The organism is Propionibacterium ruminifibrarum (assembly GCF_900289195.1).
GTDB lineage: Bacteria > Actinomycetota > Actinomycetes > Propionibacteriales > Propionibacteriaceae > Propionibacterium > Propionibacterium ruminifibrarum.
This window is the reverse complement of the sequence record NZ_OMOH01000002.1, coordinates 93,273-113,967: the sequence shown is the minus strand read 5'-3', so window position 1 is coordinate 113,967 and position 20,695 is coordinate 93,273. Positions and strand designations below refer to the sequence as shown.

Here is a 20,695-nt window from a genome sequence, read left to right as displayed (position 1 = left end):
ACCGCTACTGTGGGGGAATGCAGATCAGTGACCTGGCGGAACGCGCCAAGACAGCCTCACGCGTATTGTCCACAGCGACCCGTGACCGCAAGGACGCGGCACTGCGGGCCATGGCCGACGCGCTCCTGGCGGCCGGCGACGACGTGCTGGCGGCCAACGCCTCGGACGTCGAGGCGGCCCGTGCCGCCGGCACCGGCGAGGCCCTCGTCGACCGTCTGACCCTGACCCCGGACCGCCTGGCCGAGATGGCGCAGGGCCTGCGCGACCTGGCGTTGCTGCCCGATCCGGTCGGCGAGACGATTCACGGCTGGAACCTGCCCAACGGCGTGCACGTCGACCAGGTGCGGGTGCCCTTCGGAGTCATCGGCATGATCTACGAGGCCCGCCCCAACGTCACCGCCGACGCCGCGGGCATCTGCCTGAAGTCGGGCAACGCCAGCCTGCTGCGCGGCTCCTCGAGCTGCCTGCGCACGAACAGGGTCGTCGTGGAGGCCCTGCGGCAGGGGCTCGAGTCCAGCGGGCTGCCGGCCGACTGCATCAACCTCGTCGAAGGCGGCCACGAGGTGACCGATGAACTCATGCGCGCCCGCGGGCTCGTCGATCTGCTCATCCCCCGGGGCGGGGCCGGCCTGATCCGCGCCGTCGTCGAGGGCGCCACCGTGCCGGTCATCGAGACGGGCACCGGCAACTGCCACCTGTTCGTCGACGCCTCCGCCGACCGGGCGATGGCCATGTCGATCATGCTCAACGCCAAGACCCAGCGGCCCAGCGTGTGCAACGCGCTCGAGACGCTGCTCGTGCACCGAGCGATCGCCGCAGAGTTCCTGCCGGCGGCGCTGGACGCGCTCACCGCGGCAGGCGTCACCGTCCACGGTGACGAGGCGAGCCGCGCCATCGATGACAGGATCGTGCCGGCCACGGAGCACGAGTACGAGGCCGAGTACCTCAGCCTCGACCTGGCCTGCGCCGTCGTCGACGACATCGACGCCGCTCTGACGCACATCCGCCGCTACAGCACCGGCCATTCGGAGACCATCGTCACCGCCGACGCCGCCAACCAGCGGCGCTTCACCGCCGAGGTCGACGCGGCGGTCGTCCTGGTCAACGCGTCGAGCCGTTTCACCGACGGCGGCCAGTTCGGTTTCGGGGCCGAGATCGGCATCTCCACCCAGAAGCTGCACGCCCGCGGCCCCATGGGCCTGACCGAGATGACCACCACCAAGTACCTCCTGTCCGGTGATGGGCAGACCCGTGCATGAGCCCGCGGCCGGCCCGGGCCGGCGCGCGTTAGACTGGCCGCCATGCCACGAAAGGGGTCGGGGTCGCAGATGACCGATGAGCCGACGGCCGCGGGCGACGAACAGCAGAGCAGCCTGGGGCTGCCCCGTGCGAGCATGGTCCGGCCCTACCGGCTGGGCATCATGGGCGGCACCTTCGACCCCATCCACCACGGCCACCTCGTGGCGGCCAGTGAGGTGGCGGCCCGGTTCGAACTCGACGAGGTCGTCTTCGTCCCCACCGGTGTGCCCTGGCAGAAGGCCGGCAGGCGGGTGTCCAAGAGCGAGGACCGCTACCTGATGACCGTGGTCGCGACCGCCTCCAACCCGCAGTTCACCGTCAGCCGCGTCGACATCGACCGGCCGGGCAACACCTACACGGTCGACACGATCAAGGACATTCGCGCCGAGCGCGGCGGCAACCTCGACCTGTTCTTCATCACCGGCGCCGACGCGCTGCGCTCCATCCTCACCTGGCGGGGGGCCGACGAGCTCTTCGGACTCGCCAGCTTCGTCGGTGTGACCCGGCCCGGCGTCGACATCTCCATGAGCGACATCAGCCATCTGCCGGCCGACAAGGTCACCCTGCTCGAGGTGCCCGCCCTGGCCATCTCGTCGACCGAGTGCCGCAACCGCGTCGCCTCGGGGCTGCCGCTGTGGTACCTGGTGCCCGACGGCGTCGTCCAATACGTCGCCAAACGGGGCCTGTACACGGGGGCGAACGAGTCCGACGTGCTCGTACCCGACCCGGTCCCGCAGGACACCGCCCAGCTTGCCGGGGCCCTGCCCGGCGAAGGAGCCCCATGAGCGCCACCGATCACGCACTCCAGATCACCCGGGCCGCGGCAGCAGCGGCGTCGGGCAAACTCGCCGAGAACATCGAGGCCTTCGACGTCAGCGAGCAGCTGGCCATCGCCGATGTCTTCCTCGTCCTGTCCGGACGCACCGAGCGTCAGGTCGGCGCCATCGTCGATGCCGTCGAGGACCGTCTCGTCGAGCTGGGGGAGCGGCCACTGCGGCGCGAGGGCCACGGAACGAACCGCTGGGTGCTGCTCGACTACGGCGATCTCGTCGTGCACGTCATGCACGTCGACGACCGCGCCATGTACGGGCTGGAGCGTCTGTGGAGCGACTGCCCGACCATCGAGCTCGAGGCGAACCGGGCCGATGCGGCCGCAGCCTCGACGGTGGACGGTCAGTGATCGACCCGGGAACCCGGCTGATCCTGTGGCGTCACGGGCGGACCGGTTTCAACGTGCGCCATCTCTTCCAGGGCCAGCAGGACGTGCCGCTCGACGAGGTCGGTGTCGCCCAGGCGAGGGCCGCGGCACCGTACCTGGCGGGGATGAACCCCGACCGGATCGTCAGCTCGCCGCTGAGCCGGGCGCGCAACACGGCGGCGGCCCTGTCGGTGCTCACCGGCCTGCCCGTCGAGAAGGACGACCGGCTCACCGAGGTCGACGTCGGCGACTGGGCGGGCCTCACCCTCGACCAGGTCGGCATCACCCGGGGTCACGGCCCGGACCCCTGGAGCGAGGACGAGGACTTCCGCTTCTCGCCCACCGGCGAGACGAATGCCGAGGTGCGCGAGCGCGTCGGACGCGCCCTCCGCGAGATCGCCTGGAGGCACCAGGGCCTCACCACCGTCGTCGTCAGCCACTGGGTGGCCATCCGCGAGGGCGTCCAGGCGTTGTGCGGCCCGGGATTTCGCACCGGCGAGCACCCGGCGCCGGGCAACTGCTCCTGGACGGTGCTGGAGCCCGCCGGGGACGACTGGCAGGTGAGGATCTGGGGCGCCCGCCCCGGTCGATGACGCGGCCGGCTACCCCGCGGCGGCCCCGTCGGCGTGCGCCAGCAGGCAGCAGAACAGGCCGTCACCGGTGCCCGGCCGGACGACCGGGGCCTCGTCGCCGAGGTCCGTGCGGACCTGCCGGGAGTCCGAGGGGCGGAAACCGGTGCCGCGCAGGAGCTCGGTGATCTCGGCGCCGGTGCGCAGGTGGGCTGCCGCGTAGTAGGAGCCGGCGCGCTGGGGCGTGGCAGCCAGCGCCAGGCCGGCGTCACTGGCCAGGTCGAGGAAGGCCACGATGACGGCGCCGTCGTCATAGGTCACCCGCCGCGCCTCGCGCAGCGCCCGCAGCGGATCGGCGACGAAGCACAGCGAGGTGACGAAGAGGGTGCAGGCGAAGGCCCCGGACCGGTAGGGCAGGGCCTCGGCGACGGCGATGACCGTGTCGACGCCACGGGCACGGGCGACCCGGGCCATCCGGGGTGCCGGCTCGACTCCGTGCCCGATGCCCAGGGGCGCCGCGAAGCGGCCGGTGCCGACGCCGATCTCCAGGCACCTCGCGTCCGCGCCGTGCACCGCGCGGACCTGCGCCAGCAGCTCACCGACCGCGGTGAGCTCGGCGCGGTGCAGGTTCGGGTGTTCGTCGAACCACTGGTCGTAGTCCTCGGCCCGTTCGTCGAAGACCGCGACGGCAGGATTCCCCGCTGTCCGCGGGATCATGGTTCCTCCGGGGAGCAGAGCCCATCCGGTGTCGTCATCCCCGCCGCGCCAAGGGGACCGGGGGAGTGGACCGGTTGGACGTCCCGGGGCTCCGCGACAGCTGCCCCGGTCTCGTCCGGCAGGCTGTCCGCCCACTGATCGTCGACGTCTGAGGGAGGTTCCTCGACCGGTGCGCCGGGGCCCCGGCCGATGGGGAAGCGGTCGTCCCCTGGCGGCTGCTCACCCGGGGCCGCATGCCAGGCCGGGGAGGGGACGGCATCGTCCTCGTCCAGGTCCCAGGCCTCCAGGTCTAGGCCGAGTGAGACCTGGATGGCTTCCAGCATCAGCGCCTGGAACTGGTCTGCTGGGGTCTGCAACGGCTCGACCTCGTGTCGCAAGTCAGGGTCCGCCAGGTGCGTCGCTGTGCGTCCCGGACCCATGCTGCGTCCAGTCGGGGAACCGGCCGGGTCCCCGTGGCCGGCTCGAACCGTCACCGCAGCGCGCCGTGATGATGGCGGGTTCGCCTCCTGGATGGTGGCCTGTTGCGGTGTCGTCCGGGACGCGAGCGGGGCATCCGCTCGCCGTGACTCCGCTGTCCGGGCCAGGAGGTCGCCGTCCCGGCCGACAGTCGAAGGGGCCGGCGGGGCCGGCTCGGTGGCTGAACCGCCTGTGTCAGCCGGATCGGACTCCACATCGTCCGGAGTCGAACGCGGGTCGGCCCCGGCGGGGTCTGCGTCGGTGCTGATCGTCCGGGTGACCTCCAAGGGCGAGAGATCACCGGTCCAGAACGGCATGTCGATGGCGGTCAGGACGAGGAACCACGCGCAGCCGAGGGCAGAGGCGAAGACGAGCCAGCCCGCGTAGGGCCGGACACCGTGTCTGTGGTGCTTGTTGCTCACTGGTTCGGTCTTTTTCTGGGGGGAACGCAGGCCTGAGCCGTGGACTCCGGTCGCTGCGGGGCAGTGCACACAGGATAGCGCCATGACGCGCCTCAGCGGCTGAGGAGTTGGACATCTCCTGGACGGCACGAACCACCACTCCGCTGAGGCGGTGAAACCGGTTCCGATGTGGCGGCAACTGGCGTTCAGTTGCGTGTCGTCTGACGCTGAGACCGATTCGGTACAGTTCGTTAGAAGTTCGTCGAATCTCATGACGGTCTTCGAGTCGACATCGGGCGCCGGACCGCCCACGGGCGTGACCACCTGCGGTCCGATCATGGGCCGCGCTGTTCAACCCTTCGTGAGTCTCTCGCGGGTGACCCTCGCCTCGCCGTCCCCGTAGACCACGCCCTCCTTCGCCTTCACGGCGGCGACCAGCACGAAGCTGAGCGAGATGAGCAGGGCCCAGCTGCCGAGCTTGCCGACGTGCACCATGTGCCAGCCGTCGCGCTGGTCCGGGTAGCGCCAGGCGTTCAGCAGCGTGCCGGCGTTCTCGGCCAGCCACAGGAAGACCCCGATGAGCACGAAGGCCACGGCCGTGGGCATCCGGTAGCGGTCGCCGCCGACGGTGAAACGGATCGTGCTGCCCCACAGCACCACGACAAAACCGGCGGCGATCACCCAACGCAGATCGGCAATCGCATGATGGGTGTAGAAGTTCGCGTAGGCGGCGACCGCCAGCCCGGTCACCGGCCACCAGCGGAAGCCGTCCACGGACAGGTCGAAACGCCGGAAGGCCTGGCAGATGTAGGAGCCGACCGAGGCGTACATGAAGCCGGAGAAGATCGGCACCCCGCCCAGCCGCACGATCCCGGCGTCCGGGTAGACCCACGAGCCCACGTGCACCTTGAAGACCTCCAGTGCCAGCCCGACGAGGTGGAAGGCGCAGATCACCAGCAGCTCGCGCCAGCTCTCGAATCCGACGGCCACGAGAACCAGCTGCACGACGACCACGTAGACGAGGAGGGCGTCGTAACGAGCCATGGGAACCTGGAAGCGCTGCCAGACGAGCACCGACGCGGCCAGCCCGACGAAGACCGCGATCGGGAAGACGCAGCAGGCGAGCTGGATGGCGGCGAACTGGACGAGTCTCAGCGGTGCCAGCCGAAGCCGGCTCAGGGGAGGGCGTTCACTCACCAGCCAAGTATGGCAAGGTCCTCGCGGCAGCCGTGGCCGGCTGTGCCGTCCTGGTTGGCAAGTTCACTTGTGCAAGCACGTTCGTGGTGGGGAGGAGGAGCTGATCGTCCCGGCCAGGGGCACCCATGAGGGTTGGCCGGCCGCAGTACATTGCCCCGGATCTGCCGGAGCGTGTGGCGGCCATGGCCTCGGCGATACCATCACCGAGGAGCGCTTCATTGTTGCCGCATCAGAGTTCGATGAAGACGTCCTCAAACGCCGACCCGGTCACCCGCCTCAGCGACGTGAACCTAATGGGTCGGGTGCCAACTCGGCTCGCGGTTGCGTGGGTGGTGGAATGGAGTGCCGCAGTTTCGTGATTTCCATGGCATGAAGCCTTGAATACATTCGCGGTGAGGAGCGTGAGGAATGAGACGGTTCGACCCGGATGAGCTGTGGGAGCGTGTGGAACGTGAGTTCCGGGTTTGGTTGGACGCGACCGGTGCGGACAGTGCTCACATAGAAGTCAACGGCATTGGACGCGTACAGGACAACATCGCCTGGCTCATGCGTGACGGCGTCAAGGAATGGGCGAGGATCCCGTGGGAGCTGGGTTCCCCTCAGGGGGATCTTCGCAGGGCGCAGGCGTTGCCTGATCGGGGTGCGTGGACGTGGTGTCGGTTGTGGATGGCTGCCGCCGACCGGGTGCTGCATCAGGAGTGTGACTGGCTGCGTGAGCCGATCTTCGCTGAGCCTGATGGTGGCCCGCCAGGGCCGCGGGATTGCTGGATTGAGCTGGATCTGTATCCGCGTGATGATGAGTTCATCCCGGACTGGCTGCGCAAGGGCTACGAGGCCGAACTCAAACGCCAACAGCGCAACGCACGCCGCCGCGAGAACTACCGCCGCAAACGCGAGCAGGAGCGCGGCGACTGAGCCGTGAAGCCCCGGACGAACTCGCAGGCCGTCCATTCTGGTCGGGCAACCCCGGATGCATGCCGCTGGGGGTGCTCCCGAGGATGTCAGGAGCCGGGGTCGACGTCGGGCCCAAGAGCGCCGGAGCATTCGCCATGAGTATGGCATCCGTACCAGTCAGGGCTGGGGCGGCCGAGGTCAGACGACGGGTGGCACCGAGTCCTCCGGCTATTCCTCCAGTAACCGCCTCAGGACCTGCTCGCGAGCATTGACAAACATGGAGGTGATCTGATAGCTGTCGGTATCCTCGTACGCGCACGGATGAATCGCGCCGTCATCGAATGTCAGGAGCTCGGCCTCCGGCAGGCCGAGCAGGATGGGGGAATGCGTCACGATGAAGAACTGGGCTCCCGCTCTTCGGCATCGATCGATTTCGCACAGCAGAGTGAGCTGTCGTTGCGGGGACAATGCCGACTCGGGTTCGTCCAGGAAATACAGTCCGTTGCCCGTGAAGTTGTTCTGGACTATCGTCAAGAAACCTTCTCCGTGGGATTTCTCGTGGAGACGCAGGGAATATCCCCCCGGTTCTCTTCCGTATTCCTCCTCCTTCGTCGCAACGTTGTAGAAGCTCTCCGCCCTGAGGAAATAACCCCATTTCGCCCTCTGCCGGTGCGACAAGCGCATGGCATTGCACAACTCCGAGTGCGAATCGTATGTGGCGAATGAATAATTCCTGGTGCCGCCTTCCGGGTTGAATCCAGCGACGATCGCCATTGCCTCCAGCAGGGTCGACTTGCCGCTGCCGTTTTCACCCACGAAGAAGGTGACCGGACTGCCGAAGGATATCTGCCCCACATCGCGGATGGCGGCTATTTCGCGCAGATAACTGCCGTCGTCGATCCTGTCCCAATCAATGAAAACGTCATCGACGAACATAATGCTTTCGCTGCCTCATGATTGCGATCCGGTCTTCGGAGAACTGGACGTGTCCCAGATCCATGCCGGGACGACGTCCGCATGGCCACTCATGATACCTCTCAGGTGGGCGTCCCCGGCTTCCGGCGGCTCGATCCGCAGCCCCTTCCGTGCAGATGTGAGCCCCGTCGAGGGCCGCCTGCGGCTGATGATCGGCGTCCACGGGTACACGGCGAGGCAGATCATCCCGGTATCTGCTGGTGTCACCCCGGTACGTCCGGTCGGAAAGCACGCACTCTGCTCAAGAGCGGCGAGACCGAACAGGAATCTGTGGTGGAGCTAAGGGGATTCGAACCCCTGACCTCTTCCATGCCATGGAAGCGCGCTACCAACTGCGCCATAGCCCCGAGTGGGACCACCGGGCCGGCTGGCCGCGGCGGCTCGACACACATTAGCGCACCGCACCGGGGAAGCAAAATCGAGGCTCCCGGCCGGGCGCACCGGGCTCAGGCGGGCACGGTCAGGGCCGTGATCTGTCGCCCGCCGGCGTTCGCCAGGACGATGGTCGTGTCGTTGCGGTCCTTGTCGAAGTGCACCGTGCCCTGCATCGTCTGACCGTCGTCGACGGTGCCGGAGGCCATCTCCCCGGTGCCCTCGACCTGGCCGGTGTTGACGTTGTCGATGGTGAACATGGTGAACGACAGCGATCCGCTGGTGCTCGTGATCGTCATGTCGATCGTCAGCCCGGTCGCGTCCCAGTCCGCGCTGTTGATCTGCCAGCTGCCTGAGAAGGACTCGGTCTCGACGGGGATGGCGCCCACGACACTCACCGAGGAACCCGGGCTGCTCGTTGCGCTGGAGGGAGTCGGTGAGGCGCTCTGCTCATCCTGGCTCCGGGCCGGCCTGCGCAGGGCGAAGGCGGCCATGGTCACGAGGATCACGATGACCAGGCCAACGATGGCGATGACCGGACCACGGCTGCGTCGCACCGCGTACTGTGCGATCTCGTCGCTCGGCGCGAGGCATGCGGAGGGGCGCTCGGCCCGGTCCTGCGGGGACCTCGGCGGCGCGGGGTTGCTCGTCGCACCGCTGCCCCGGTCACCATAGGGATGCGCCTGGGGTCCGGGCCGTGGGGTGTTCTCGCCCGCGACCTCGTCGAAACCGGGCAGTTCGGCTCCCGGAGCCCAGCCAACCTGTCCAGGGGGTGGGGCCGGCGGGGGAGGTGTCGAGCCCCCGGCCCCGATGTCAGAACCCGGCGAATCCGGGTTCGCGCCGGGACGGGTGCCTCCGCTGTTCTGCTCGCTCATGATGACCCAAGCCTAGGTCAGCCGGTCGACCGGGCCCGCAGATGCTCACCGGGCCCGGACACGGACCGGACATGGCTGTCCGGGCGCTGGTTGTCCACAGAGACGGGGCGAGGCGAGAAAACCCGCCGAGGATGCGCACAGTCGGGCCATGACGACCATTCCTCAGCGCTTCACCGTTGGATCGCGGGCCGACCTGCTCGCACTCATCCCCTACCTGATCGGCTACCGGCCCGACGAGGCACTGCTCGTCATGGCCTGCTGCGGCGGGGTCATCACGCAGTCCTCGTGCATCAGCCGCGCCCTGTGCGAAGAACCCGGCTCCCTGGCGCCCATCATCGAGTCCATGCGTGCCGCCAACCCCGGCGCCGAGTTCATCGTCGTCGGCTACGGCCCGCCCGAGTGGGCCGATGCGGTCGTCATGGCGGCCCGCGAACAGCTGCGTCCCGGTGAGATGCTCAGCTGCCTCGTGGTGGCCGGTGACCAGTTCTGGGACATCGGTGCGGGCGACGTGCCGGCCCTCAGTCCGGGGCACGCCTTCGCCCCGGACACCTCACCGGTCGTCGCCCAGGCGATCGCCTCGGGGCTGTCGGCCCATGCCAGCCGTGACGAGATCGTCGCCATGGTCGCGGGGCCGGGCGCGCTCGGGGCCGAGGAGGCGGACGCCTGGGACAGGGCCTGCGAGTGCCTGGGCTGGGAGCCCGGCCGCCAGCAGGTGTTCGTCGAGCAGTGCCTCGACGAGGCCATCGAAAAGGGCCGACGCCTGGACACCGAGCGGCTGCGACGGTTGTGCGTGCTCGTGTCCGGCCGGGCGAACCACCACGTCATGGTCAGGACGAGTCTCGGTCGGGGAGACCCGGCCGCGTACGAGCAGCTGTGGGCCGATGCCGTGGCCGTCGCCCCGGACCCCTGGGCCCCTGCCGTGCTCGGCCTGCTCGGAGTCGCGGCGTGGCGCCGTGGCGGGGGAGCGCTGCTCAGCGAGGTCATCGCTCGTCTCGAGGCGATCGACCCCGCCTCGGGGCTGCTCCTCATCCTCGGCGGTCTGCGGACCCGCCGCCCCCCGGCCGCGTCCGACGCGGCGTGACGGGTGCGCCGTCCTCGGGCGTGCCGGTTCCGACTCTGGTCCTGCCGTCCCGGGCCGCCGTGTCGGCCGGGTTCGGCCGGTGGGATCCGGCGAGCCATCAGCCGCCGGACGCGCACTGCCCCCCCGTAAGGGGCGAGCGATATGCTGTGCCCATGCACGGTTGTGCTGCGCTGCTCGGCCAGCTGCGGCCGCCGGCCCGGGGGCGCCACGGCGACACCTGACCGGTCGGTTGTCGTAGCGCCCCTGATGCCCCATCGGGTACAGGGGTTTTTGTCTGTCGGCGTCACCATGACCGGTACCCGACGAAGTCCGGACACGAGGCACAGGAGGCGCTCGAAGTGAGTCAGGTGGAGGACACGAGCCAGGACGCGGGCCGGCCGCGCGCCGACTACAGCGGCTACGACGCCGCCGCTGCCGAGGCGAAGTGGCAACGGTTCTGGGCCGAGGACGAGACCTTCGTCGCCCACGACGACGACCCCCGCGAGCGTCGTTACGTGCTCGACATGTTCCCGTACCCCTCCGGCGACCTCCACATGGGGCACGCCGAGGCCTACGCGATGGGTGACGTGCTCGCCCGCATCTGGCGCATGCAGGGCTACAACGTCATGCACCCGATCGGCTGGGACGCCTTCGGGCTGCCCGCGGAGAACGCGGCCATCCGCAATGACGAGCATCCTGCGCGGTGGACCTATGCGAACATCGAGACGCAGAAGAAGTCCTTCAAACGTTACGGGCTGAGCCTGGACTGGAGCCGAGAGCTCCACACCTGCGACGAGGAGTACTACCGCTGGACCCAGTGGCTGTTCCTGCAGTTCTTCGACAAGGGGCTGGCCTACCGCAAGGACGGCTACGTCAACTGGTGCCCGACCGATCAGACCGTGCTCGCCAACGAGCAGGTGAAGGAGGGACTGTGCGACCGCTGCGGCTCGGTCGTCACCAAGCGCGAACTCAACCAGTGGTACTTCCGCATCACCGACTACGCCCAGGAACTGCTCGACGACATGAGCCAGCTCGAGGGCAAGTGGCCCGACCGGGTGCTCGCGATGCAGCGCAACTGGATCGGCCGCTCCGAGGGGGCCTGGGTGCAGTTCGCGATCGAGGGCCGAGACGAACCGGTCACCGTCTTCACCACCCGCCCCGACACCCTCTACGGCGCCAGCTTCATGGTCGTCGCGCCGGACGCCCCGCTGGCCGACGAGATCGTCTCCGACGAGTGCCGCCCCGCCTTCGAGGCGTACCTCGAGAAGGTCAAGAAGACCAACGACATCGAGCGCCAGTCCACCGAGCACGTCAAGACCGGCGTCCCGCTCGGGGTCAGCGCCATCAACCCCGTCAACGGTGAACGGATCCCGGTCTGGTCCGGCGACTACGTGCTGTCCGAGTACGGCTCGGGCGCCATCATGGCCGTGCCTGCCCACGACCAGCGCGACCTCGACTTCGCCCGCACCTACGGGCTGCCGGTTCGCATGGTCATCGACACCGGCGAACCCGACCCGGCCTCCTCCGGCATCGCCACCACCGGCGACGGCGACTACGTGAACTCCGCACTGCTCGACGGCCTGTCCGACGTGGCCTCGGCCAAGGAGCGCATCATCGCCAAGCTCGAGGCCGACGGCACGGGCGAGTCCGCCGTCACCTACCGCCTGCGCGACTGGCTGCTCAGCCGCCAGCGCTTCTGGGGCTGCCCGATCCCCATCATCCACTGCCCCGACTGCGGCGAGGTCCCCGTCCCCGAGGACCAGCTGCCGGTCCGCCTGCCCGATCTGCGCGGTGAGGCCCTGGCCCCCAAGGGCGTCTCGCCCCTGGCCGCCGCCACCGAGTGGAAGCAGGTGCCCTGCCCCCGGTGCGGCGGTGACGCCGAACGCGACACCGACACCATGGACACCTTCGTCGACTCGTCCTGGTACTTCTTCCGCTACTGCTCGCCCCAGTACGCCGAGGGCGCCTTCCGTCCCGAGCAGGTGAGGCTCTGGTCGCCGGTCGACCAGTACGTCGGGGGTGTCGAGCACGCCACGATGCACCTGCTGTACGCCCGCTTCTTCACCAAGGTGCTGCGCGACCTGGGCCTGCTCGACTTCGACGAGCCCTTCACCCGCCTGCTCAACCAGGGGCAGGTCATCAACAAGGGCAAGGCCATGAGCAAGTCGCTCGGCAACGGCGTCGACCTCGGCGCCCAGCTCGACGAGTACGGCGTCGACGCGGTGCGCCTCACCGTCGTCTTCGCCGGCCCGCCCGCCGACGACATCGACTGGGCCGACCTCTCCCCGGCCAGCTCGCTGCGCTTCCTGCAGCGCGCCCACCGGCTCGCCCAGGACGTCAGGGCGCCACACGGTGCCGACCCGTCGGCCGGCGACAAGCAGCTGCGCAAGGTCACCCACAGGGCCATCGCCGAGATCACCGAGCTGGTCGCCGGCGGCCGGTTCAACGTTGCGGTCGCCCGCGTCATGGAACTGGTCAACGCGACCCGCAAGGCCATCGACACCACCGTCGGCGCAGCCGACCCGGCCGTGCGCGAGGCGGTCGAGTTCACCGCCCAGGCCCTGAGCCTGTTCGCCCCGTACGTCGCAGAGGAGATGTGGGAACTGCTCGGCGGCGCCCCGTCCATCGCCAACTCCACCTGGCCGACGGCCGAGGACGCCCTGCTCGTCGCCGACGAGACGACGATGGTCGTCCAGGTGCAGGGCAAGGTCCGCGCCAAGCTGCAGGTCAGCCCCGACATCACCGAGGACGCCGCCCTCGAGATGGCCCTGGCCGATCCCAACGTCCAGCGGGCGCTGAACGGACGCCCGATCCGCAAGACGATCACCAAACTGCCGCGCATGGTGAGCATCGTCCCCGGAACATGACGACGAGGGAGCAGTGATCGACATGCCGCAGGCGCGCCGCACCGGACCGGTTCGGCGCGCCTGCGCGCACAATCGCCCGGAACGGCCGGACCTTCCCGCCTGCGAGCCGACGAACAGGAGAGACCCATGCAGCTGATTCTGCGCGACGTCGACGTCCTCGGACGCGGGCCACGCGACCTGGGCATCGACGGCGACACCATCGCCGATCCCGATGCCCTGGGGCCCGGGGCGCGGTCCATCGACTGCGCCGGCCTGGTCGCGCTGCCGGCTCTCGTCGACCCCCACACGCACCTGCGCGACCCGGGCAAGGGGGACGCCGAGACGATCGCCACGGGCCTGACGGCCGCCGCGGCCGGTGGTTTCGGCGCCGTCTTCGTCATGGCCAACACCGACCCCGTCGCCGACACGGCCGCGGTCGTCGAGTACGAGCGCGACACGGCCGACGGCCTCGGCCTGTGCGACCTGTACCCGATCGGCGCGGTCACGAAGAACCTGGCCGGACAGGAACTCGCCGCCATCGAGGAGATGGCCGCCAGCCGCGCCGCGGTGCGCATGTTCAGCGACGACGGCATGTGCGTGTGGCGCTCCGATCTCATGCGCGAGGCACTCGAACGGATCAGCGCCGTCGGGGGAGTGCTCGCCCAGCACAGCCAGGACCCCGCCCTGACGGTCGGCGCCCAGCTCGACGAGGGCGAGCTGTCCCGCGCCCTCGGCAAGACCGGCTGGCCGGCGATGGCCGAGTCGACGATCATCGCCCGCGACGCGATCATGGCCGGCTACCTCGGCGCCCGCCTGCACGTGTGCCACGTCTCCACGGCCTCGGGCGTCGAGGTCGTGCGCTGGGCCAAGCAGCAGGGCTTCCAGGTGACCGCCGAGGCCACCCCCCACCACCTGTCCCTCGACTCGGGCGCCACCGCATCCGGTGACCCCGACTTCAAGGTCAACCCGCCGCTGCGCAGCACCGCCGACGTCGCGGCGGTGCGCGAGGCGCTCCTCGACGGCACCATCGACATGGTCGGCACCGACCACGCCCCCCACCCCGAGACGGCCAAGCAGTGCGACTGGGACCGGGCGGCCAACGGCATGCTCGGCCTCGAGACGGCGTTGTCCGTCGTGGCCGACCTGTTCGTCCGTACCGGACGCATGAGCTGGGCCGGGCTCGCCGAGGTGATGTCCACCCGGCCGGCCCGCCTGCTCGGCCTCGACCACCTGTACGGCGGCGACCTGTCGGCCGGCCGGCCGGCGGCCCTGTGCCTGGTCGACCCGCAGCGGCCCTGGCAGGTCGACCCCGCCGCACTGTCGTCGATAGCCCGCAACACCCCGTACAAGAAACGCACCTACCACAGCCGGGTCGTGGCCACCGTCCTGCACGGCCGCCCGACCTTCGACCTGGACAACGTCTTCGCCCCGGCATGAGCCGGGCCGTCCCGCTCCAACACGCAGAGGAGGAACAGTGAGCAGGGATTTCGAGTACATCCGCAGGAACGGCCGCGACGTCGTGCGCATCGCCTCACGAGGGCGCGAGGTGCTCACCCACCCGCTGACCAACTTCGGTACCGCGTTCACGAGGGAGCAGCGCGAGCGGCTCGGCCTCGTCGGTCTGCTGCCGCCCGGGGTCGTCGACCTCAACGACCAGCTCAAACGCATCTACGCCCAGTACAAGACCGAGCCCAACGACATGGCGCGGTACATCTTCCTCAACACGCTCAAGGAACGCAACGAGATCCTGTTCTACCGGCTCGTCTCCGAGCACGTCGAGCAGATGCTGCCGATCATCTACACGCCCACCATCGGACGCGCCATCGAGGAATACAGCCACTGGTTCCACCGGCCGCGCGGCGTCTTCATCGACATCGACCATCCCGAGGACATGACCGACGCCCTCCTGGCCTACGGCTACGGCGCCGACGACGTCGACCTCATCGTCGTCACCGACTCCGAGGGCATCCTCGGTATCGGCGACCAGGGGGTCGGCGGCATCTCCATCGCGATCGGCAAGCTCGCCGTGTACACGGCGGCGGCCGGCATCCGCCCCGACCGCGTCCTGCCGGTCGTCCTCGACACCGGCACCAACAACCTCGACCTGCTCAACGACGAGACGTACCTGGGCGTGCGTCACTCGCGCGTCCGCGGCGAGCGTTACGACGACTTCGTCGACCAGTTCACCAGGACCGTCACCGAGCTCTTCCCCCATGCGATGCTCCACTGGGAGGACTTCGGTGCGTCCAACGCCCACCGGATCCTCAACCGCTACCGCAACGAACTGTGCACCTTCAACGACGACATCCAGGGCACGGCGGCCGTCGTGGCGGCGGCGGCCCTGGCCGGGGCCAGGCGCTCCGGGGTGCCGATCGAGGAGCAGCGGATCGTCGTCCACGGGGCGGGCACCGCCGGCGTCGGCATCTCGGACCTGCTCGTGCAGTTCATGATCGAACGGGGGCTGGACGCGCAGGAGGCCCGCCGCCGATTCTGGGCGCTGGGCAGCCGTGGCCTCATCGTCGACGGCGGCCACATGCGCGACTTCCAGGAACCCTACGCACGGTCCACGAGCGACGTCGCCGGCTGGCCGACCTCCCCGCACGGCCACGACCTGGCCGAGGTCGTCCGGAGGGTGCGTCCCACGATGCTCATCGGATGCTCGGCCCAGCCCGGCGCCTTCACCGAGGAGATCATCCGCGAGATGGCCTCGTACCAGGCATCACCGATCATCCTGCCGCTGTCCAATCCGACCTCCAAGGCCGAGGCCCTGCCCGAAGACCTGCTGGAGTGGACCGGGGGCCGGGCCCTCATCGCCACCGGTTCGCCCTTCGAACCGATCACCTACAAGGGCACCCGGTACCAGATCGCCCAGGCCAACAATGCGCTGGTGTTCCCCGGCATCGGGCTCGGCGTCATCACCGTCGAGGCCGCACGCGTCAGCGACGGCATGATCCTCGCCGCGGCCAAGTGCCTCGCCCACGCCGGCTCCAGCGACGAGCAGGGCGCGTCACTGCTGCCCGCCATTCACCGGCTGCGGGCCATCAGCGCCAGGGTCGGCCTGGCCGTCGCACAGCAGGCGATCGACGAGGGACTGGCCCGTGTCGTTCCAGAGGACCCGGTGCAGGCGATCGCCGACCGCATGTGGCACGCCGAGTACCCCGACCTGGAGATCGTCGACGCGCTGTGACCGCGGGGCCGGCCCACAAGGTGTTGTCCGCCTGATCGAACCGGCCCTGACCCGCGCACACTGCGGGCATGACACGCGGGTTCAGACACGGTTCACAACCTGACGGGCCGGCCCTTCGCCTGCGCGAGATCGCGGCGAGCGCCGGCCCGCTGCCCGGCGCCCCTCGTCGGATCCTGGCAGGGGCGGGATCCGACGACCGGTGGGACGGTGACGCGGATCAGCCGCCGGACCAGATCGACGAGCCCGCCGAGGACCCCGACGCCGAGGCGGACCACCCGGGCACGGTCCCAGCTCTCAGGCCGGGGCCGGCCGGGGCTCCCGGTGGTGCCGGTCGCCCAGTCCAGCGGCTGTACGAGTTCGGCCGGGCCCACGTCGCGGTCATCACCATCGTCTGCGTCGTCGTCCTCGTGTTCAGCGTCACCCAGGTGCTGCGCGCCCGGGCGACGACGGTCGACGCGCCGGCCCCCAGCATCGGTGCCGAGGGAACTGACACTCCCCAGGCCGGGAGCCCGGAATCGACCCCGCCATCGCAGCCCCAGTCGTCCCCGGCGATCATCCGCGTGCACGTCACCGGCGCGGTGCACGCCCCGGGCGTCGTGCAGGTGCCGGTCGATGCGCGCGTCCAGGACGCCATTGACGCGGCGGGCGGCTTCAGCGACGACGCCGACCCGGGCGAGCTCAACCTCGCCCAGCCGGTCAGCGACGGCTGCCAGATCATCATCGGCACCTCTGGGGCCCCGCGCGGTGAACTGAACCAGCCGGGTGCCTCCCCGGGGCCCGGCGCCGGGGAGGCACCCGCGGGCAGCGGGCCGGAGGGCGGCGGGGACGACCTGATCGACCTGAACTCCGCCACCGCCGCCCAGCTCGAGGAGCTGTCCGGGATCGGACCGGTGCTCGCCGAACGCATCATCGAGTGGCGCACCGAGCACGGCCGCTTCTCACGGGTGGAGGAGCTGCAGGAGGTCAGCGGCATCGGCGAGAAGCTCTACGCGCGGATCAAGGACCATGTCCGGGTCTGAGCGTCCACGGGCCGCACCGGCGTCCGGGCCGGTTCGCAACGGCCCGGCCACGGGCAGGGCGGGGCCGGCCCACGGCGTCCGGCAGGTCGCGCCGGCCGAGCCCGTTCCCGACCTCAGACTCGTCGCGCCCGCACTGTGCGCCTGGGCCGGTGCGCTGCTGGCGCTCAGCGCCCCCGCCCAGGTCCGCCTGCCGGCCCTCGTGGGCTGCCTGGTCGTGCTGGCCGGCGCCGGAGCCCGCCGCCGGTGGGCGGTCGCGGGTGCCGCGCTCGTGACGGCCAGTGCCATTGCCTGCAGCGCGGGACACATCCACGGGTGCGAGCACGGTCCGCTGGCCGACGCGGCCTCGGACCGGGCCGTCGTCGAGGTCAGCGCGCGCGTCGCCGGCGACCCGGTGCGGTTCGAGCAGAAGGGCTCCTTCCCGGCCGGGGCCCGCGTCGCCGCCGTCGTCGAGACCGTCACGGCTCGCGGCGCCAGCTGGCACGTGCGGGGCAGGGTCGAGATCAGCGCATCCGGCGAGACGGGAGACCGGCTCGCCGGGCTCCACGTGGGGGAGCGGGTGCGCCTGGTCGCCCGGGCGGCCCCGCCCCGCAGCCGGGGCGACGGCCTCACCGCGGCCCTGAAACCGCAGGGCGACATCACCAGCACGGCGGCTCCCGGCCCCCTCGACCGGGTGGTCAACGCGGTGCGCTCACGCCTGCACGAGTCGCTGCGGCACAACCCGGACGATCAAGCCGGGCTGGTGCCCTCGCTCGTCGAGGGCGATGTCAGCGCCCTCGACGGCTCGCTCAAGGAGGACTTCAAGGCCTCCAGCCTCACCCACCTGACGGCTGTCTCCGGCACCAATCTGACCCTCATGCTCGCCTTCGTCCTCGTGGTCGCCAGGACGGTGGGCGTCCGCGGCTGGTGGCTGAGGGGGCTGGCCGTGCTCGTCGTGGTGGCGTTCATCGGTCTGTGCCGGGCCGAGCCGAGCGTCCTGCGCGCGGCGGCCATGGGGGTCGTGGCGCTGGCGGCCACGGGACGCCGGGGCCTTGGCCCGGCCGCACTGCGTCACCTGTCCTGCGCCGTGTGGCTGCTCATCCTCGTCGACCCGTGGCTGGCCCGCAGCTGGGGATTCGCGCTGTCCGTCGCGGCCACCGGCGGGATCCTCTGGTGGTCCGGCAGCTGGCGCCGCGCCATGAGCACGTGGGCGCCGGAATGGCTGGCCGAATCCGTCTGCGTGCCGGCGGCCGCTCAGCTCGCGACGCAGCCGATCATCACCGCCCTGTCCGGAAGCATCTCGCTGGCCGGGGTCGCCGCCAACATGGCGGCCGGGCCGTTCGTCGCGCCGGTCACCGTCCTCGGTCTCCTGGCGGCCCTGGCCGGGGTGCTGTGCCCGCCGCTCGGGGTGGTTCTCGGATGGTGCGCGGGCTGGTGCGCCGAACCGATCATCCTCATTGCGCGGGCGTGCGGGAGGCTGCCGACGGCCACACTCACCTGGCCGGCTTCCGGCTGGTCGCTCGCCGTCCTGAGTTGCGTGTGCCTGGCCCTGGCCCGGGTCACCGGTCGGGTCGCCCACCGGCCACTGGGTTGTTGCGCCCTGGCCGTGCTCCTCGTCACCGGCTGCCTGTGGCGGCCCGCCGCCCCGGGGTGGCCGTCCGACTGGGCTGTCCTCAGCTGCGACGTGGGCCAGGGCGATGCGACCCTGGTGCGCACCGGCCGCCGCGCAGCCGTCCTCATCGACGTCGGACCGCCCGGCGACGCCGCGGCTCGCTGCCTGAGCGAACAGCACGTCGATCACGTGAGCCTGCTCGTCCTCAGTCACTTCCACGATGACCACATCGGCGGACTGGAGGAGATCACCCGGCACGCGCGCATCGATCTCGCCCTGCTCAGCCCGCTGGAGTCCCCGGCCAGTGGGGCCCGCCGGGTGCGTGCCCTGTTGGCCGCCGGGGGCGTCCCGACCCGGACGGCGCGGGCCGGAGAACGCATCAGCGTCGGGCAGGTCGACTGGCAGACACTGCAGGCCCACGCGCCATCCACCACCGCCGGCGCGCAGGCGCTGGAGAGTTCGACCGAGAACGATGCGAGCATCCTGGGCCGGATCACCGTGCAGGGCATCAGCGTCCTGGTCACCGGTGACCTCGAGACGGCCGGCCAGGACCACGCCGTCGCGGCCGGCCTCGACCTGCACGCCGACGTCCTCAAGGTGGCCCACCACGGGTCGGCGCGCCAGAGTCCCGAGTTCCTGGCGGCCACCGGGGCGCGGCTCGCCCTCATCAGTGTCGGGGCCGCCAACTCCTATGGGCATCCCGCCGACGCAACGGTGGCCGAGCTGAACCGGCTCGGCATGACGGTGCTGCGCACCGATCTCAACGGTGCGATCGCCGTGACACCCGCAGCCGGCGGTGCGGTGACGGCGGTGAGCAGGAGATGAGATGCGCCGGTGGGAGGAAAAAGCCGGCGCCCGGTGGCACGATGGCGGGGTGAGTCCAGAATCCGTCTTCGGCACGACGACACTCGTCCACGGCTCCGAGTCGCTGCTGGCCGAGCGGGCCATCGCCCGCATCCTCGACCAGGCGCGTGCGGAGCAGCCCGATGCGCAGATCAACGAGCTCGACGCCTCCTCGGCGTCGGCCGCCGACTTCCTCGAAGCCACCGGCGAGTCCCTCTTCGCCACCTGCAGCGTGGTCGTCCTCCGCGACGTGGGCAGCGCCGACGAGGGGCTTGCCGCCCGGCTGCTCGAGTTCGCCGAGGCTCCCACCCGGACGGTCAGCGTCATCGCGGTGCACGGCGGCGGCACCAAGGGCCGGGGGCTGCTCACCAAGCTCCGCAAGGCCAAGGTCACGCAGATCGCCGCCGAGCCGCTCAAGGCCTGGGAACTCACCGACTTCGTCATCAACGAGGCCCGCGACCAGGGTATGAGCATTGAGGGCCGGGCCGCCCAGGGTCTCGTCGAGGCCGTCGGCAAGGACCTGCGCGCCCTGGCGGGTGCCGTGAGCCAGCTCTCCTCCGACTGGCAGGGCGAGCGCCTCACCGCCGAGGTCGTCAACCGCTACTTCGCCGGCCGTGTCGACATCACCGGCTACGCGGTGAGCGCCGACGCGCTCGCCGGGCAGCCCGGCCAGGCCCTGGAGAAACTGCGGTGGGCACTGTCCTGCGGGGTGCACCCGGCCGCCATCACGGCGGCATTCGCCGCCGACCTGCGCGCCCTGGGTCTCTACCTCGGCGCGCAGGGCGAGCGCCTCCGCGACAACGAGATGGCACGGATCTGCGGTGTCGGCCCGTGGAAGGTCAAGACACTGCGAGCCCAGGCGCGGGGCTGGCAGCCCGGCGGTGTCGCCCGGGCCCTGGTCTCGGTCGCCACGGCGGACGCCGCCGTCAAGGGCGCCGCCACCGACCCGCACTTCGTCCTCGAACAGATGCTCCTGGCCATCGACGGGGCCCGCTCGGCCGGTCGCGGTGTCCGCCGCCGGTGACCCGCCGCGACCGTGCCGTGGCAGACCGGGCCGCGCGCGTGCCGGGGCTGTCGTGAACCACCGGCGCGAACCGTCCCGCGTCCCTGCCAGGACGCGAACAAGCGCCCCGACCACCCAGGGGGATCGGGGCGCGTGAGGTCTCCGAATCTGATCCGGCCGCCGCTGTGGCGGCCGC

The 20,695-nt window shown here is 70.5% G+C and carries 17 protein-coding genes and 1 tRNA gene; 12 read left to right on the top strand and 6 right to left on the bottom strand.

Annotation, left to right across the window (positions count from 1 at the left end):
* Positions 1-17 precede the first annotated feature (17 nt).
* The 4 genes from PROPJV5_RS02555 to PROPJV5_RS02540 all read left to right on the top strand — a co-directional run bounded on the left by PROPJV5_RS02555 (position 18) and on the right by PROPJV5_RS02540 (position 3,090).
* A complete protein-coding gene (locus PROPJV5_RS02555) occupies positions 18-1,259 on the top strand; it encodes a glutamate-5-semialdehyde dehydrogenase (RefSeq protein ID WP_182858544.1) in 1,242 nt (413 codons plus the stop codon).
* A gap of 69 nt (positions 1,260-1,328) precedes the next feature.
* On the top strand, positions 1,329-2,084 hold the full coding sequence (gene nadD / locus PROPJV5_RS02550; protein ID WP_420812711.1) for a nicotinate-nucleotide adenylyltransferase: 756 nt from the start codon (positions 1,329-1,331) through the stop codon (positions 2,082-2,084).
* Positions 2,081-2,479, top strand: a complete 399-nt coding sequence (gene rsfS, locus PROPJV5_RS02545) for a ribosome silencing factor (protein ID WP_119714771.1) — start codon at positions 2,081-2,083, stop codon at positions 2,477-2,479. Before nadD ends, rsfS begins: the two co-directional genes overlap by 4 nt.
* Positions 2,476-3,090 carry a histidine phosphatase family protein gene (locus PROPJV5_RS02540; RefSeq protein WP_182858543.1) on the top strand — a complete coding sequence of 205 codons (615 nt, stop codon included), beginning with the start codon at positions 2,476-2,478 and terminating at the stop codon, positions 3,088-3,090. The genes rsfS and PROPJV5_RS02540 overlap by 4 nt, the downstream gene beginning before the upstream one ends.
* 9 nt (positions 3,091-3,099) lie before the next feature.
* Here the strand turns inward: PROPJV5_RS02540 and PROPJV5_RS02535 are convergent, their stop codons facing one another.
* The 3 genes from PROPJV5_RS02535 to PROPJV5_RS02525 all read right to left on the bottom strand — a co-directional run bounded on the left by PROPJV5_RS02535 (position 3,100) and on the right by PROPJV5_RS02525 (position 5,837).
* Positions 3,100-3,783: a class I SAM-dependent methyltransferase gene (locus tag PROPJV5_RS02535; protein ID WP_119714769.1), complete on the bottom strand. Its 684-nt coding sequence runs from the start codon at positions 3,781-3,783 to the stop codon at positions 3,100-3,102.
* Positions 3,780-4,661 carry a hypothetical protein gene (locus PROPJV5_RS02530; RefSeq protein ID WP_119714768.1) on the bottom strand — a complete coding sequence of 294 codons (882 nt, stop codon included), beginning with the start codon at positions 4,659-4,661 and terminating at the stop codon, positions 3,780-3,782. The genes PROPJV5_RS02535 and PROPJV5_RS02530 overlap by 4 nt, the downstream gene beginning before the upstream one ends.
* Before the next feature lie 330 nt (positions 4,662-4,991).
* Positions 4,992-5,837 carry a DUF817 domain-containing protein gene (locus tag PROPJV5_RS02525; protein WP_239018365.1) on the bottom strand — a complete coding sequence of 282 codons (846 nt, stop codon included), beginning with the start codon at positions 5,835-5,837 and terminating at the stop codon, positions 4,992-4,994.
* A gap of 408 nt (positions 5,838-6,245) precedes the next feature.
* Here PROPJV5_RS02525 and PROPJV5_RS02520 point away from each other — a divergent pair, with 408 nt between their 5' ends.
* Positions 6,246-6,752, top strand: coding sequence for a hypothetical protein (locus PROPJV5_RS02520; protein WP_119714766.1), 507 nt, complete (start codon positions 6,246-6,248; stop codon positions 6,750-6,752).
* 207 nt (positions 6,753-6,959) lie between these two features.
* Here PROPJV5_RS02520 and PROPJV5_RS02515 read toward each other — a convergent pair whose 3' ends face one another.
* The 3 genes from PROPJV5_RS02515 to PROPJV5_RS12360 all read right to left on the bottom strand — a co-directional run bounded on the left by PROPJV5_RS02515 (position 6,960) and on the right by PROPJV5_RS12360 (position 8,953).
* Positions 6,960-7,667: an AAA family ATPase gene (locus tag PROPJV5_RS02515; protein ID WP_119714765.1), complete on the bottom strand. Its 708-nt coding sequence runs from the start codon at positions 7,665-7,667 to the stop codon at positions 6,960-6,962.
* A gap of 310 nt (positions 7,668-7,977) precedes the next feature.
* Positions 7,978-8,053 (bottom strand) — tRNA-Ala (locus tag PROPJV5_RS02510).
* A gap of 99 nt (positions 8,054-8,152) precedes the next feature.
* Positions 8,153-8,953 (bottom strand): hypothetical protein, encoded by an 801-nt coding sequence (locus PROPJV5_RS12360; protein ID WP_147385324.1) that lies wholly within the window; start codon positions 8,951-8,953, stop codon positions 8,153-8,155.
* Positions 8,954-9,101: 148 nt separating this feature from the next.
* On the opposite strand from PROPJV5_RS12360, the gene PROPJV5_RS02500 reads away from it, so the two are divergent.
* The 7 genes from PROPJV5_RS02500 to holA all read left to right on the top strand — a co-directional run bounded on the left by PROPJV5_RS02500 (position 9,102) and on the right by holA (position 20,520).
* Positions 9,102-10,034, top strand: coding sequence for a DUF4192 domain-containing protein (locus PROPJV5_RS02500; protein ID WP_119714763.1), 933 nt, complete (start codon positions 9,102-9,104; stop codon positions 10,032-10,034).
* 347 nt (positions 10,035-10,381) lie between these two features.
* Positions 10,382-12,880 carry a leucine--tRNA ligase gene (gene leuS, locus PROPJV5_RS02495; RefSeq protein ID WP_119714980.1) on the top strand — a complete coding sequence of 833 codons (2,499 nt, stop codon included), beginning with the start codon at positions 10,382-10,384 and terminating at the stop codon, positions 12,878-12,880.
* A 126-nt stretch (positions 12,881-13,006) separates the two neighbouring features.
* On the top strand, positions 13,007-14,296 hold the full coding sequence (locus tag PROPJV5_RS02490; RefSeq protein ID WP_119714762.1) for a dihydroorotase: 1,290 nt from the start codon (positions 13,007-13,009) through the stop codon (positions 14,294-14,296).
* A 37-nt stretch (positions 14,297-14,333) separates the two neighbouring features.
* The gene (locus PROPJV5_RS02485; protein WP_119714761.1) at positions 14,334-16,046 is read left to right on the top strand and encodes an NAD-dependent malic enzyme; all 1,713 of its coding nucleotides are present in this window, start codon (positions 14,334-14,336) and stop codon (positions 16,044-16,046) included.
* Positions 16,047-16,114: 68 nt separating this feature from the next.
* Entirely contained in the window at positions 16,115-17,065 is a 951-nt protein-coding gene (locus tag PROPJV5_RS02480; protein ID WP_119714760.1) for a ComEA family DNA-binding protein, read from the top strand.
* Complete coding sequence (locus PROPJV5_RS02475) at positions 17,052-19,478, top strand: ComEC/Rec2 family competence protein (protein WP_119714759.1); 2,427 nt, start codon at positions 17,052-17,054, stop codon at positions 19,476-19,478. Before PROPJV5_RS02480 ends, PROPJV5_RS02475 begins: the two co-directional genes overlap by 14 nt.
* Positions 19,479-19,527: 49 nt before the next feature.
* Positions 19,528-20,520 (top strand): DNA polymerase III subunit delta, encoded by a 993-nt coding sequence (gene holA, locus PROPJV5_RS02470; protein ID WP_182858542.1) that lies wholly within the window; start codon positions 19,528-19,530, stop codon positions 20,518-20,520.
* Positions 20,521-20,695 lie beyond the last annotated feature (175 nt).